This is a genomic window from Ancylobacter oerskovii, assembly GCF_018390555.1.
In the GTDB taxonomy this organism is placed as follows: Bacteria; Pseudomonadota; Alphaproteobacteria; order Rhizobiales; family Xanthobacteraceae; genus Ancylobacter; species Ancylobacter oerskovii.
The window spans coordinates 80,393-93,367 of sequence record NZ_JAHBGB010000015.1 but is presented as its reverse complement, the minus strand read 5'-3'; the positions used below and the strand labels follow the sequence as shown (position 1 = coordinate 93,367).

At 69.0% G+C, this 12,975-nt stretch carries 12 protein-coding genes; 3 read left to right on the top strand and 9 right to left on the bottom strand.

Going from position 1 to position 12,975, the window contains the following annotated elements:
* Positions 1-48 precede the first annotated feature (48 nt).
* Together mutS and KHC19_RS08650 are read left to right on the top strand one after the other, a co-directional pair.
* Positions 49-2,796 carry a DNA mismatch repair protein MutS gene (gene mutS, locus KHC19_RS08655; protein WP_213351960.1) on the top strand — a complete coding sequence of 916 codons (2,748 nt, stop codon included), beginning with the start codon at positions 49-51 and terminating at the stop codon, positions 2,794-2,796.
* Positions 2,797-2,842: 46 nt separating this feature from the next.
* Positions 2,843-3,628: an HAD-IIB family hydrolase gene (locus KHC19_RS08650; protein WP_213351959.1), complete on the top strand. Its 786-nt coding sequence runs from the start codon at positions 2,843-2,845 to the stop codon at positions 3,626-3,628.
* Positions 3,629-3,752: 124 nt separating this feature from the next.
* Here KHC19_RS08650 and KHC19_RS08645 read toward each other — a convergent pair whose 3' ends face one another.
* The 5 genes from KHC19_RS08645 to ppdK form a co-directional block, all read right to left on the bottom strand.
* Positions 3,753-4,307, bottom strand: coding sequence for a cysteine hydrolase family protein (locus tag KHC19_RS08645; protein ID WP_213351958.1), 555 nt, complete (start codon positions 4,305-4,307; stop codon positions 3,753-3,755).
* Between the two features lie 96 nt (positions 4,308-4,403).
* The gene (locus KHC19_RS08640) at positions 4,404-4,658 is read right to left on the bottom strand and encodes a hypothetical protein (protein WP_213351997.1); all 255 of its coding nucleotides are present in this window, start codon (positions 4,656-4,658) and stop codon (positions 4,404-4,406) included.
* Between the two features lie 103 nt (positions 4,659-4,761).
* The gene (locus KHC19_RS08635) at positions 4,762-4,971 is read right to left on the bottom strand and encodes a cold-shock protein (RefSeq protein ID WP_213351957.1); all 210 of its coding nucleotides are present in this window, start codon (positions 4,969-4,971) and stop codon (positions 4,762-4,764) included.
* A gap of 180 nt (positions 4,972-5,151) precedes the next feature.
* A complete protein-coding gene (rpsU, locus tag KHC19_RS08630) occupies positions 5,152-5,427 on the bottom strand; it encodes a 30S ribosomal protein S21 (protein WP_213351956.1) in 276 nt (91 codons plus the stop codon).
* A 250-nt stretch (positions 5,428-5,677) separates the two neighbouring features.
* A complete protein-coding gene (gene ppdK / locus KHC19_RS08625; RefSeq protein ID WP_213351955.1) occupies positions 5,678-8,356 on the bottom strand; it encodes a pyruvate, phosphate dikinase in 2,679 nt (892 codons plus the stop codon).
* Positions 8,357-8,656: 300 nt separating this feature from the next.
* On the opposite strand from ppdK, the gene KHC19_RS08620 reads away from it, so the two are divergent.
* On the top strand, positions 8,657-9,052 hold the full coding sequence (locus tag KHC19_RS08620; protein ID WP_213351954.1) for a DoxX family protein: 396 nt from the start codon (positions 8,657-8,659) through the stop codon (positions 9,050-9,052).
* Between the two features lie 57 nt (positions 9,053-9,109).
* On the opposite strand, the gene KHC19_RS08615 is transcribed toward KHC19_RS08620, so the two are convergent.
* The 4 genes from KHC19_RS08615 to KHC19_RS08600 form a co-directional block, all read right to left on the bottom strand.
* Positions 9,110-9,265, bottom strand: a complete 156-nt coding sequence (locus KHC19_RS08615; RefSeq protein WP_213351953.1) for a DUF3096 domain-containing protein — start codon at positions 9,263-9,265, stop codon at positions 9,110-9,112.
* A 206-nt stretch (positions 9,266-9,471) separates the two neighbouring features.
* Complete coding sequence (locus KHC19_RS08610; RefSeq protein ID WP_213351952.1) at positions 9,472-9,699, bottom strand: hypothetical protein; 228 nt, start codon at positions 9,697-9,699, stop codon at positions 9,472-9,474.
* Positions 9,700-9,732: 33 nt separating this feature from the next.
* The gene (gene glyS / locus KHC19_RS08605) at positions 9,733-11,826 is read right to left on the bottom strand and encodes a glycine--tRNA ligase subunit beta (protein ID WP_213351951.1); all 2,094 of its coding nucleotides are present in this window, start codon (positions 11,824-11,826) and stop codon (positions 9,733-9,735) included.
* Between the two features lie 90 nt (positions 11,827-11,916).
* Positions 11,917-12,858: a glycine--tRNA ligase subunit alpha gene (locus KHC19_RS08600; RefSeq protein WP_213351950.1), complete on the bottom strand. Its 942-nt coding sequence runs from the start codon at positions 12,856-12,858 to the stop codon at positions 11,917-11,919.
* Positions 12,859-12,975 lie beyond the last annotated feature (117 nt).

The following is a 12,975-nucleotide window of genomic DNA, read 5'->3' as shown; positions in this document are numbered from 1 at the left end:
CCCGCCGCGCCCTTGCGGTCGGGGCGGTGTCCCTGCAAGCGTTCAGGCATGGATGCGACCGCGACTCCCTCCCCGAAGGCCTCCGGCGACGCCGAGCGCGTCACGCCGATGATGGCGCAGTATGTCGAGATAAAGACCGCCAACCCGGACAGCCTGCTGTTCTACCGGATGGGCGATTTCTACGAATTGTTCTTCGAGGACGCGGAAATCGCCTCGCGCACGCTCGGCATCGTGCTGACCAAGCGCGGCAAGCACCAGGGCGCGGATATCCCGATGTGCGGCGTGCCGGTGGAGCGCGCCGAGGAATATCTCCACAAGCTCATCGCCGCCGGCCATCGCGTCGCGGTGTGCGAGCAGACCGAGGACCCCGCCGAGGCGAAGAAGCGCGGCCCGAAAAGCGTGGTGCGGCGGGATGTTACCCGTCTCGTCACCCCCGGCACCCTCACCGAGGATGCCTTGCTCGACGCCAGGCGCGAGAACGTGCTGGCAAGCCTCGCCCGCCAGCGCGGCGGGGAGGGGGCGGGGGAGGACGGCTATGTCTATGCGCTCGCCTTCGCGGACATCTCGACCGGCTCCTTCCGGGTCATCGAGACGCATGCCGGGCGGCTGGCCGCCGACCTCGCGCGGGTGGAGCCGGCCGAGCTGCTGGTGCCCGATCAGGTGTATGATGAGGCCGATTTCCGCGAGATCTGGCGCACGCTGCCGGCGGTGACGCCGCTGCCGAAGGAAAGCTTCGACGGCGCCTCCGCCGAACGTCGCCTCGCCGGCTTCTTCGGGGTGGCCACCCTCGATGCCTTCGGCGCCTTCTCGCGCGTCGAGCTCACCGCCGCCAGCGCGGTGGTCGCCTATGTCGAGCGCACCCAGCTCGGCCAGCGCCCGCCGCTCGCCGCGCCCGCCCGCGAGGCGGCGTCCGACATCATGGTGATCGACCCGGCGACGCGGGCCAATCTCGAGATCCTGCGCACCACCACCGGCGACCGCGCCGGCAGCCTCAACGCCGCCGTCGACCGCACCGTGACCTCGGCCGGTGCCCGCCTGCTGGCCCGCCGCCTCGCCGAGCCGCTGACCGACCCTGCCCGCATCGCCGCCCGGCTCGACGCGGTGGAGGCGCTGGTGGAGGATGCGGCGCTGCGCGCCTCGCTGCAGCAGCGGCTCGCGGGGGCGCCGGACCTCGCCCGCGCGCTCGCCCGCATCGCGCTCGGCCGCTCCGGCCCGCGCGACCTCGCCGCCATCGGCCGCGGTCTCGCCGAGGGCGCGGCGATCGCCGGCCTGCTGCTGGCGGGCGAGGTGGGGCAGGAGCTGAAGGCGAACGCCCTGCTGTTCGGCGCCGTCGACCCCGCCTTGCCGGCGCTGCTCGCGGAGGCGCTGGCCGACGAATTGCCGCCCTATCGCCGCGACGGCGGCTTCACCCGCGCCGGCTTCGACGCCGATCTCGACGCCACGCGGGCCATGCGCGACGAGAGCCGGCGCGTGGTGGCAGCGCTGGAGCGGCGCTATGCCGAGGAAACCGGCGTCAAATCCCTGAAGATCCGGCACAATGCGGTGCTCGGCTATTATGTCGAGGTGTCCCAGCAGAATGCCGACCGGCTGCGCGAGCCGCCTTTCGATGCCGTCTTCGTGCATCGCCAGACCATGGCCGGGGCCATGCGCTTCACCTCCACCGAGCTCGGCGAGCTGGAGGCCAGGATCGCCAGCGCCGGCGAGCGGGCCCTCGCCCTCGAACAGGCGATCTTCGACCGGCTGGCCGCCGCGGTGATGGCGGAGGCGGAGGCGATCCGTGCCGCCGCCGGGGTGCTCGCGGTGATCGACGTCACCGCCGGCCTCGCGCGGCTCGCCGTGGAGGAAGCCTATGTCCGGCCCGAGGTCGATGGCGGGCTCGATTTCCGGCTGGAGGGCGCACGCCATCCGGTGGTGGAGCAGGCGCTGCGGCGCGACGGCGGCCCGTTCGTCGCCAATGACTGCGAGCTCTCGCCGCCGGACGCTGCCGACGGGCGGGCGAATTCCGGCCGTATCTGGCTGGTCACCGGCCCCAACATGGCGGGTAAGTCGACCTTCCTGCGCCAGAACGCGCTGATCGCCATCCTCGCCCAAGCCGGCAGCTTCGTGCCCGCGCGGGCGGCGCATATCGGCGTGGTGGATCGCCTGTTCTCCCGCGTCGGCGCGGCGGACGACCTGGCGCGCGGGCGCTCGACCTTCATGGTGGAGATGGTGGAGACCGCCGCCATCCTCAACCAGGCGAGCGAGCGCTCGCTGGTGATCCTCGACGAGATCGGCCGCGGCACCGCCACCTTCGACGGCCTGTCCATCGCCTGGGCGAGCCTCGAGCACCTGCACGAGGTGAACCGCTGCCGCGGCCTGTTCGCCACCCATTTCCACGAGCTCACCGCGCTGTCGCAGCGCCTCGTCCGCCTCGTCAACGCGACGGTGAAGGTGAAGGAGTGGGAGGGCGAGGTGATCTTCCTGCACGAGGTGGTGCCGGGGGCGGCGGACCGTTCCTACGGCATCCAGGTGGCGCGGCTTGCCGGCCTGCCGGCCAGCGTGGTGGCGCGGGCCAAGGCGGTGCTGACGGAGCTGGAGACCGCCGACCGCGCCGCGCCGGCGCAGCGCATCCTCGACGACCTGCCGCTGTTCGCGGCGATCAACCGGGTGCCGGCGGCACCTTTGGAAACCGCGAAGGCGGACCCGGCGGCCGAGGCGGTGAAGACGGCGCTGTCGGGGATCGACCCGGACGAGATGACCCCGCGCGAGGCGCTGGAGGCGCTGTACCGGCTGAAGGCGGCGGCGAGAAGCGGCTAGCCGGGCAACCCACTCGTGACCCGGCTTTCCAGCAGGACGGAACGATATGCGACCCTTGCGTGATGCTGCTCCCTCGACCTTCGCGGGCGTCCGCTTCGTCCTGACCGACATGGACGAGACCCTCACCTATCGGGGGCGGCTGGCGGCCCGCACCTATGGAGCGCTGGAGCGGTTGCAGCAGGCCGGCGTGACGGTGATGCCGGTCACCGCCGCTCCCGCCGGATGGTGCGACCAGATGGCCCGCATGTGGCCGGTCGACGGGGTCATCGGCGAGAATGGCGGGCTGTTCTTTCGCCGGGACGGCGAGGGGCACGGTATCCGGCGCCTGTTCTGGCACGGGGAGGGCGACCGGCCGGCGGTCGCGGAGGAACTGGCGCGGATCGCGCGCGCCGTGCAGGCCGCGGTTCCGTCCGCCCGCCTCGCCGAGGACCAGCCGTTTCGCCTGACAAGCATCGCCTTCGCGCAGCCGGAGGATCCGGGGGAGCGGAGCGCCATCGCTAGCGCCCTGCGAGCGGAGGGCGCGGAGGTGACGCTCAACAATCTCTGGGTGCTCGGCTGGCTCGGCGGCTACGACAAGCTGGCCATGGCCCGGCGCGTGCTGGCCGACGGCTACGGGCTGGATGTCGCGGCCGAGCCGGAGGCGGTGCTCTATGTCGGGGATTCGACGAATGACGCGCCGATGTTCGGCTTCTTCCCGCACAGCGTCGGCGTGAGCACCGTCACCCGCTATCTGCAGGAGATCGCGACCCCGCCCGCCTGGATCGCGGCGGGGCCGGGCGGGGAAGGCTTCGTCGAGGCCGCCGACGCCGTGCTCGCCGCGCGGGCCGGCTGAGCGCATCGGCATCCTGTCCCCCGATGGGCGGCCGGGGCGCGCGGGCTCGTCCCGCCCTCGCGTCCTGCCGCGCTGTCGCGCTGTCGCATATCTGGCGGGGAGGCCGGCGGAGCCCCTGCCGCCGCTACAGCAGATCCGCCGCCCGCACCACGGTGCAATATTCCCCGTCCAGATTCGCCAGCGACATGGCATGCACCTCGTCGGCGCTCCTGAGCCGGCCGGCATGGTCGCGGCGCGCGAAGGTGAAGCAGCCATCCTCGACCAGCCGCACGTCGAAGCCGAGATCGCCGGCCATGCGCACCGTCGTCTCGACGGAATTATTGGTGATCACCCCCGCGACCACCAGCGTCGCGATGCCGGCCGCGCGCAGGCGCGCCTCGAGATCGGTGCCGAGAAAGGCGTTGTGCACCCGCTTGACGATCACCGTCTCGCCGGGCCGGGGCATCGCCTCCGGCTTGAAGCCGCTGCCCGGGCCGTCGGCATGATAGGTCGAGCGCCAATCCGCGGAGTCGTGGCGGATGTGGAAGACCGGCCGGCCGGCGGCGCGCCATGCCGCGAGCAGCCGGGCGACGACCGCTTCCGCATCGGGATTGTTGCGCGGACCCTGCTCCGCCCATCCCGGATGGTCGATGGCCTTCTGGAGGTCGATGATCACCAGCGCTGCCGCGGACTGCAGCATGCGGATCGGCCTTTCGATGGGAAGCGGAGCGCGGACGGCGCCATCATCGCACCCTGTCGCCGGCCGGTCGAGCCGCGAGGGGTAGGCGCAACCGCCCTATTTGGCGCGGCGGGTCTTGGTCCGGGAGGCGCTCTTGGCCTGGGCGGCGCTATTGGCGCCGGGAACGGTCTTGGCCGGCTGGGAGGCGGCTTCCTGCGCCAGCCGGGCTTCCCGGAGCCGCGCGGTCTTGGCGTCGCGCCGGGCGGTTTCCTGCTCGATCATCGACATGGCGATGCGCGAGACCGCCTCGGCCTTGCTCTCGGTCTTGGTGAGATTGGGCTTGAACAAAGTCTCCCGGGTCGGATTGGCCATTGCCGCTCTCCTCAAAATGAAAAAGGCCGGGATTGCCCCGGCCTCCCCATAGTGCTCGACGTTCCTGCCAGTACATCCGTGGTCAGGAGCCGTCCGGCACCAATCACGCCGCCTGCAGCTGGCCAGCGCTCTGCTTGCCGGTGCGGCGATCGGACTCGATCTCGTAGGAGACCTTCTGCCCGTCGTGCAGGCTGGTCATGCCAGCGCGCTCCACGGCGGAAATGTGGACGAACACGTCCGGGCCGCCATTGTCCGGCTGGATGAAACCATAGCCCTTCTGGCCGTTGAACCACTTCACGGTACCTGTCGCCATGACAGAATCCTTTCATTCGACATAGAAAACCGGGCGCCCATCCCAGGGTGAACGCCACATTGACATCGATTTGAGAGGAAGTTCGCCGCAGCGCACAAGGCGCGAAAACAAAGTTCAACGTGCAAGATCGATGTGGATAACTTATAGGACGGGGTTATCGCCCGCAACCCTGCGGCAATTTTATTTTGCGGTCGCGGGCTGAGGCGCCTCCGCGCGCGGGCGCGCCGGCAGCGGCTTCTTCTTCGGGGCGGCGATCAGCCCTTCGCGGATCGCCTGTTTCCGGGCCGCCTTGCGGGCACGGCGCACCGCCTCGGCCTCTTCCCGGTTGCGCCGCTCGGACGGCTTTTCATAGGACCGCCGGGCCTTCATCTCGCGGAAGATGCCTTCGCGCTGCATCTTCTTCTTGAGGACCCTCAAGGCCTGGTCGACATTGTTGTCGCGAACGAGAACTTGCAAATCTTATCCAATCTGAGCGGCCGGTCGCGGCCGCGGTTCTGGCACTCCGAATTGAGCGATGCCTGGGAATATGGGGTTTTGCGCGCAAAAGGAAACCCCTCGGCGCGCAGCCGTGCCCTGCGCGGGCTCACCGGCGGGCCAAAGACGGCCCCCGGAACCGGCCCCGGCAGGGCCGGAGGCCGCCGCCTGAACGCAGATGGCCGGGCTGTCCGCCCGGCCATCGCCTGTCGTCATGGTGTGGCGGCCGCGCTCACGCCTGCGAGGCGGCCTGCGCCTTCAGCGCCGCCTGGGCGGCGGCGAGGCGGGCGATCGGCACGCGGAAGGGCGAGCAGGACACGTAGTCGAGTCCCACTTCCTCGCAGAACGCCACCGAGGCCGGATCGCCGCCGTGCTCGCCGCAAATGCCGAGTTTCAGCTTGGGGCGCACCGCCCGGCCGCGCTCGGTGGCGATCTTGACCAGTTCGCCGACGCCGTCAGTGTCGATCGACACGAAGGGGTCCACCTCGAAGATGCCCTTGGAGATGTAGGTGCCGAGGAAGGTGCCGGCGTCGTCGCGCGAGATGCCGTAGGTGGTCTGGGTGAGGTCGTTGGTGCCGTAGGAGAAGAACTCCGCCGTCTCGGCGATCTCGCCCGCCTTCAGCGCCGCGCGCGGCAGCTCAATCATGGTGCCGACCTGGTAGTCGAGCCTGGTGCCGGTTTCTTCCTCGACCTTCTTCGCCACGCCGTCGATGTCGGCCTTGACGAGGTCGAACTCGCGCTTGCCGGTGATCAGGGGGACCATGATCTCCGGCACCACCGGCTTGCCGGTGGACTTCTGGGCGGCGACGGCCGCCTCGAAGATGGCGCGGGCCTGCATCTCGGCGATTTCCGGGAAGGCGATCGCCAGACGGCAGCCGCGGAAGCCGAGCATCGGGTTGAACTCGTCGAATTCCTTCTTGCGGGCGGCGAGCTTGGCGGCGGAGACGCCGAGCCCTTCCGCGACTTCCGCGATCTCCGCATCGGTGTGCGGCAGGAACTCGTGCAGCGGCGGGTCGAGCAGGCGGATCGTCACCGGCAGGCCGTCCATGATCTCGAACAGCTCCTGGAAGTCCGAGCGCTGGGCGGCGAGCAGCTTGGCGAGCGCGGCGCGGCGGCCCTTCTCGTCGTCGGCGAGGATCATCTCGCGCACCGCGCGGATGCGGCCGGCGTCGAAGAACATGTGCTCGGTGCGCGACAGGCCGATGCCTTCGGCGCCGAAATTCTTCGCGGTGCGGGCGTCGAGCGGGGTTTCCGCATTGGCGCGCACCTTGAGGCGGCGCACGCCGTCGGCCCAGCCCATCAGCGTGCCGAACTCGCCGGAGAGCTCCGGCTGCAGCATCGGCACCGCGCCGGCGATCACCTGGCCGGTGCCGCCGTCGATGGTGAGGATGTCGCCCTTCTTCAGGGTGACGCCGCCGGAGGAGATGGTGCCGGCGGCATAGTCGACGCGGATGGTGCCGGCGCCGCAGACGCAGGGCTTGCCCATGCCGCGCGCCACCACGGCGGCGTGCGAGGTCATGCCGCCGCGGGTGGTGAGGATGCCCTGCGAGGCGTGCATGCCGTGAATGTCTTCCGGCGAGGTTTCGATGCGCACCAGGATGACCTTGCGGCCCTGGCTCTTCAAGAGCTCGGCCTCGTCGGCGGAGAACACGATCTCGCCCGAGGCGGCGCCCGGCGAGGCCGGCAGGCCGGAGCCGATCACCGCCTTGTCCGCCTTGGGGTCGAGCATCGGGTGCAGCAGCTGGTCGAGCGCGGCGGGATCGACGCGGGCGATGGCTTCCTCGCGGGTGATGACGCCGGCATCGGCCATCTCCACCGCGATGCGCAGCGCGGCTTTCGCGGTGCGCTTGCCGGAACGGGTCTGCAGCATCCACAGCTTGCCGTTCTCGACGGTGAATTCGAGGTCCTGCATATCGCGGTAGTGCCCTTCGAGCACACCGGCGATGCGGTTGAACTCGGTGAACACCTCCGGCAGCGCCGTCTCCATCGACGGCTTGTCGGAGCCGGCCTCCTTGCGGGCGGTCTCGGTGATGTTCTGCGGGGTGCGGATGCCCGCCACCACGTCCTCGCCCTGGGCGTTGATCAGGAACTCGCCATAGAGCGCGTTCTCGCCGGTGGACGGGTTGCGGGTGAAGGCGACGCCGGTGGCCGAGCTGTCGCCCATATTGCCGAACACCATGGCCTGCACGTTGACCGCGGTGCCCCAGCTCTCGGGGATGGAATGCAGGCGGCGATAGACGATGGCGCGCTGGTTCATCCAGGAGCCGAACACCGCGCCGATGGCGCCCCAGAGCTGGTCCTGCGGGTCCTGCGGGAAGGGCTTGCCGAGCTCGTGCTCGACCAGCGCCTTGTAGCGCTTGACGATTTCCTTCCAGTCGTCGGCGGAGAGGTCGGTGTCGAGCGTGTAGCCGTTGTCGGCCTTGTAGCCGTCCAGCACTTCCTCGAAATGATGGTGCGGGAAGTCCAGCACCACGTTCGAGTACATCTGGATGAAGCGGCGGTAGCTGTCATAGGCGAAACGGGGATTGCCGGAGGCGCTCGCCACCGCCTCGACCGTCACGTCGTTGAGGCCGAGATTGAGCACGGTGTCCATCATGCCCGGCATGGAGGCGCGGGCGCCCGAACGGACCGAGACGAGAAGCGGATTGGCGGGATCGCCGAAGGTCTTGCCGACCAGCTTGCCGACATAGGCGAGGGCGTCCTCGACATTGCCCTTCAGCTCGGCCGGATAGGCGTTGCCATGGGCGTAGTACCAGGTGCAGACCTCGGTGGAGATGGTGAAGCCGGGAGGAACCGGCAGCCCCAGATTGGACATCTCGGCAAGGTTGGCGCCCTTGCCGCCCAGGAGGTTGCGCATGTCCGCCGCACCTTCTGCCGCGCCGTCGCCGAAGGTGTAGACCCATTTCGTCATTTCGGAAGTCCCGCTGGTTGAACGTGCCTTGGACCGCACGATCATAGCCTCTGTGGAAATGCTGGCGAGTTCGAAAAGGGAGCCCCATCAAGGGGTTCATCTTGTTGGGAAGGCCATCCCGGATGGCTTTTCCATCCCTTGGTCTAGCCTTTTGAGGTGTTTCGTTCAATCCATCATTCGCAATGCGGCGAATTATATCGCACTGCAACGTGATGCATAGGGCGATTGCGTCCGGGGCGCCGTTGCGGCAGCCTCCGGCCTGCCGGGAGAAAAACCGAGCGTGTTCAGGGAAGTTGGGGCATGACAAAATTCGTCGATTCGCTCACGCCGCATGTGCTGAGCCTCCTGCGGGTGATGACGGCGCTGCTGCTGATGCAGCACGGCACCACCAAGATTCTCGGAATTCCCCAGACGCCGATGACCGGGGTGAGCCTGGCGACCATGCCCGGCCTCGCCGGCCTGTTCGAGCTGATCGGCGGCGCATTGCTGCTGATCGGCCTGTTCTCGCGGCCGGTGGCCTTCGTGCTCTCCGGCATGACCGCCGTGGCCTATTTCCTCGTGCATGCGCCGAAGGATTTCTACCCGATCCTCAATGGCGGCGAACTGGCGGCGCTGTACTGCTTCACGCTGTTCTACCTCGCCTTCGCCGGCCCCGGCCCGTGGAGCGTCGACCGGCTGATCCGCAAGACGATCTGACGCCTTCGCATCGATGGCGGGAGATGGCCGGGCATGTCCCGGCCATTTTCGTTGCGGCTACAGGTTGATGGTGCCGTTGCCGATCAGCCCCATGACGCCGATGAAGATCAGGTAGATCGCCACGATGAAGTTGAGCAGCCGCGGCATCACCAGGATGAGGATGCCGGCGATCAGCGCGACGATGGGCTGGATGGCGACGATGCTGACGGACATGAAGGGGCCTCCGGTGGGTGCCTTCATGAACGGCCGGAGGTAGGGGAAGGTTCCCGAGGCGGCGGAAGGCTACGCGGGGAGGCGCGCGCGAGGCGGCTATTCCGCCGGGCCGGCGTGGTGGGTGTCCGCACGGGTCGCCAGGAAGAGGACGTAGCACGCCGCAACCAGAAGTAGCGGAGCGACGTACCATGCGAGGATCGCGGTCGTCATGGCTTCAGTCCCTTCAGAAGCAGTCTCGCCATGTAATGTATGGCCGAACCGCCCAGAATCCAAATGGTGGTGATGCCGAGGGCGGACCATCCGCCGGTCGGGCCGGGCAAGCCGTAGGAGAGCGAGACGGTCGGACCGATACCGCCGGTGATGAACATGGCGGCGGCCACATTGTTGAGCAAGGTGGCCGTCAGCTTGGTGCGCTCATTGTGGACGAGGCTCATGGTCTGGTCCCCGTCCCCCGGTCCGTGCCGTCCTCAGCCTTCGATGCGCTCGAAATCGGCGACCTGGCGGGTGATGGCGCGGATGTCGGCGAGCAAGGCGAGGCGGTTGGCGCGCAGGGCCTTGTCCTCGGCATTCACCGTCACCTTCTCGAAGAAGGCGTCGACCGGGGCGCGCAGCGAGGCCATCACGCCCATGGCGCCCTCGAAATCCTCCGCGCCGAGCGCGGTGGCGATCAACGGACCGGCCTTGGCGATGGCATCGGCGAGCGCGCGCTCTTCCGGCTCGTGCAGCAGCGTGATGTCGACGCCGCCGCCATAGGAGACGCCGTCCTTCTTTTCCTCGATGCGCAGGATGTTCGCCGCGCGCTTGGTGCCGGCCAGGAGGTTCTTGCCGTCTTCCGTGCGCAGGAAACGGCCGAGCGCCTCGACGCGCTTGACGACGAGGAGGAGGTCGTCCTGGAGAGTCTTCTGCGTCCCTGTCGCGCCTTCGGCGCTCCCCGCGTCTTGGCCGAGCGCGAACACCGCGTCGACGAGGTCATGGCGGGCGCCCTGCTCGCGCAGGTGAACCTTCAGACGGTCGGCGAAGAAGGCGAGGAGGTCGGGCTCAACGAACTCGGACAGCTTCAGCGTCAGCCCGTTGTCCAGCACGATCCGCACCACGCCGAGGGCGGCGCGGCGCAGCGCGAAGGGGTCCTTCGAACCCGTGGGCTTCTCGTCGATGGCCCAGAAGCCGGTAAGGGTGTCGAGCTTGTCGGCCAGCGCCACGGCGATCGACACCGGGGCGGTGGGCACGCGGTCGGTGGGGCCCTGCGGCTTGTAGTGTTCTTCCGCCGCCAGCGCGATCTGCGGGTCGAGCCCTTCCAACTCCGCATAGTAGCGGCCCATCAGGCCCTGCACCTCGGGGAACTCGCCGACGACTTCGGTGCGCAGGTCGGATTTCGCATAGAGCGCGGCCTCGCGGGCCAGCTTAGGGTCGGCGCCGACCCGCGGAGCGAGCGTCTCCGCCAGCGCGGCGATGCGCTGGATGCGCTCATATTGCGAGCCGAGCTTCTCGTGGAAGGTGACGTTCTGGAACTTCGCCAGCCGGTCGGCCAGCGGCACCGTGGCATTGGTCCTGCGGTCGGTGTCCCAGAAGAACTTGGCGTCCGACAGCCGGGCGCGGATGACCCGGCCATTGCCGGCGACGATGGCGTCGCCGCCGTCGGTGGCCGCGAGGTTCGACACCAGGATGAAGCGGTTGGCGAGGCGGCCGGTCCTGGGGTCCTTCAGCACGAAGCACTTCTGGTTGGCGCGGATGGTGGCGCGGATCACCTCGTCGGGCACGTCGAGGAAGCTCTCGTCGAACGAGCCGATCAGCACCACCGGCCATTCGACCAGGCCGGCGATCTCGTCGAGCAGGCCGGCATCCTCCACCAGCTCCAGCCCGTGGGCGAGGGCGAGGTCGCGGGCGTCGGCGAGGATGATGTCCTTGCGCCGCTCGCGGTCAACAACCACGAAGGCGGCCTCCAGCTTGGTCATCCAGTCGTCGAGCCGGCGCACGCGGATGGCGCCGGAGGACAGGAAGCGGTGGCCGCGCGTGACATCGCCCGAGGCGATGCCGTCGATCTCGAAGGGCACCACCTCCGGCTCCTCGGTCTCCGGGCCGAAGGTGCAGACGATGGATTGCAAGGGCCGCACCCAGCGCAGCGAGCCGGAGCCCCAGCGCATCGATTTCGGCCAGGGGAAGGCGCGGATGATGGCCGGGACGATCTCGGCGATCACCTCCGGCGTCGGACGGCCGTGGCGGTGCAGGTGCGCGACGTAGAACTCGCCCTTCTTCGGGTCGCTCTCGATCTTCGCCTGATCGATGGAGGCGAGGCCCGAGGCCTTGAGGAAGCCGTCTATGGCGGCCTGCGGCGCGCCGACGCGCGGGCCCTTGCGCTCCTCATGGGTGTCCGGCTGGCTGGCCGGCAGGCCGTGCACCGCCAGCGCCAGGCGGCGCGGGGTGACGAAGGCCTTGGCGCCCTCATAGAGCAGGCCGCGCTCGACCAGCGCCTCGGTGACCAGCTTGCGCAGGCTGTCGGCGGCGCCGGCCTGCATGCGGGCCGGGATTTCCTCGCAGAAGAGTTCGAGCAGGAGGTCAGGCATGGGCCACGTCGGAAGGTTCGAGGAGGCGGGGCGCTGAACAGGCGCCGCCGCGCAAAGGAAGGTTCGGGCGTCGTCGGTGCCGCCTGCGGATCAGGCGGCGGGGGTGCCGCCGGCTTCCGTCGCCAGCCAGGCGGCGCCGCAGGCCTTGGCCAGCTCACGCACCCGCAGGATGTAGCTCTGGCGCTCGGTCACCGAGATGACGCCGCGCGCGTCCAGCAGGTTGAAGACGTGGCTCGCCTTGATGCACTGGTCATAGGCGGGCTGCGCCATCAGGTGGCGGGTGCGGTCGTCGCTCCAGCCGGCCTCGAGATAATGCGCCGCCGCGCTCTCGGCCATGCGGAACTGCTCCAGCAGCATGGCGGTGTCGGCGTGCTCGAAATTGTGCCGGGAATATTCCTTCTCGGCCTGCAGGAACACGTCGCCATAGGTGACCTTCTCGGCCCCCTCGCGGCCGTTGAAGTTGAGGTCGTAGACGTTCTCGACCCCCTGGACGTACATGGCGAGGCGTTCCAGCCCATAGGTGAGCTCGCCGGAGACCGGGGCGCACTCGATGCCGGCCACCTGCTGGAAATAGGTGAACTGCGACACTTCCATGCCGTCGCACCAGCACTCCCAGCCGAGGCCCCAGGCGCCGAGGGTGGGGCTCTCCCAGTCGTCCTCGACGAAGCGCACATCGTGCAGCTTGAGGTCGATGCCGATGGCGTCGAGCGAGGCGAGGTAGAGGTCCTGCAGGTCGGCCGGCGAGGGCTTCAGGATCACCTGGTACTGGTAATAATGCTGCAGCCGGTTGGGGTTCTCGCCATAGCGCCCGTCCTTGGGACGGCGGGAGGGCTGCACATAGGCGGCCTTCCACGGCTTCGGGCCGATGGCGCGCAGCGTGGTGGCGGGATGGAAGGTGCCGGCGCCGACCTCCATGTCGTAGGGCTGCAGCACGACGCAGCCCTTGTCCGCCCAGAAGGCGTGCAGGGCGAGGATGAGCCCCTGGAACGACCGGTCGGGTCGCATATGGGGCGGCAGGGCGGGATCGATCATGACATGTGCCGGCGGTTGGCGGAAAATCGCGCGCAACCTAGTGGCTGAGGGAGCGGCGATCAAGGCGGGGAAACGGACGGGGGCATGCGCAAGCGCAGGGAGGGCGACGGCACCGCT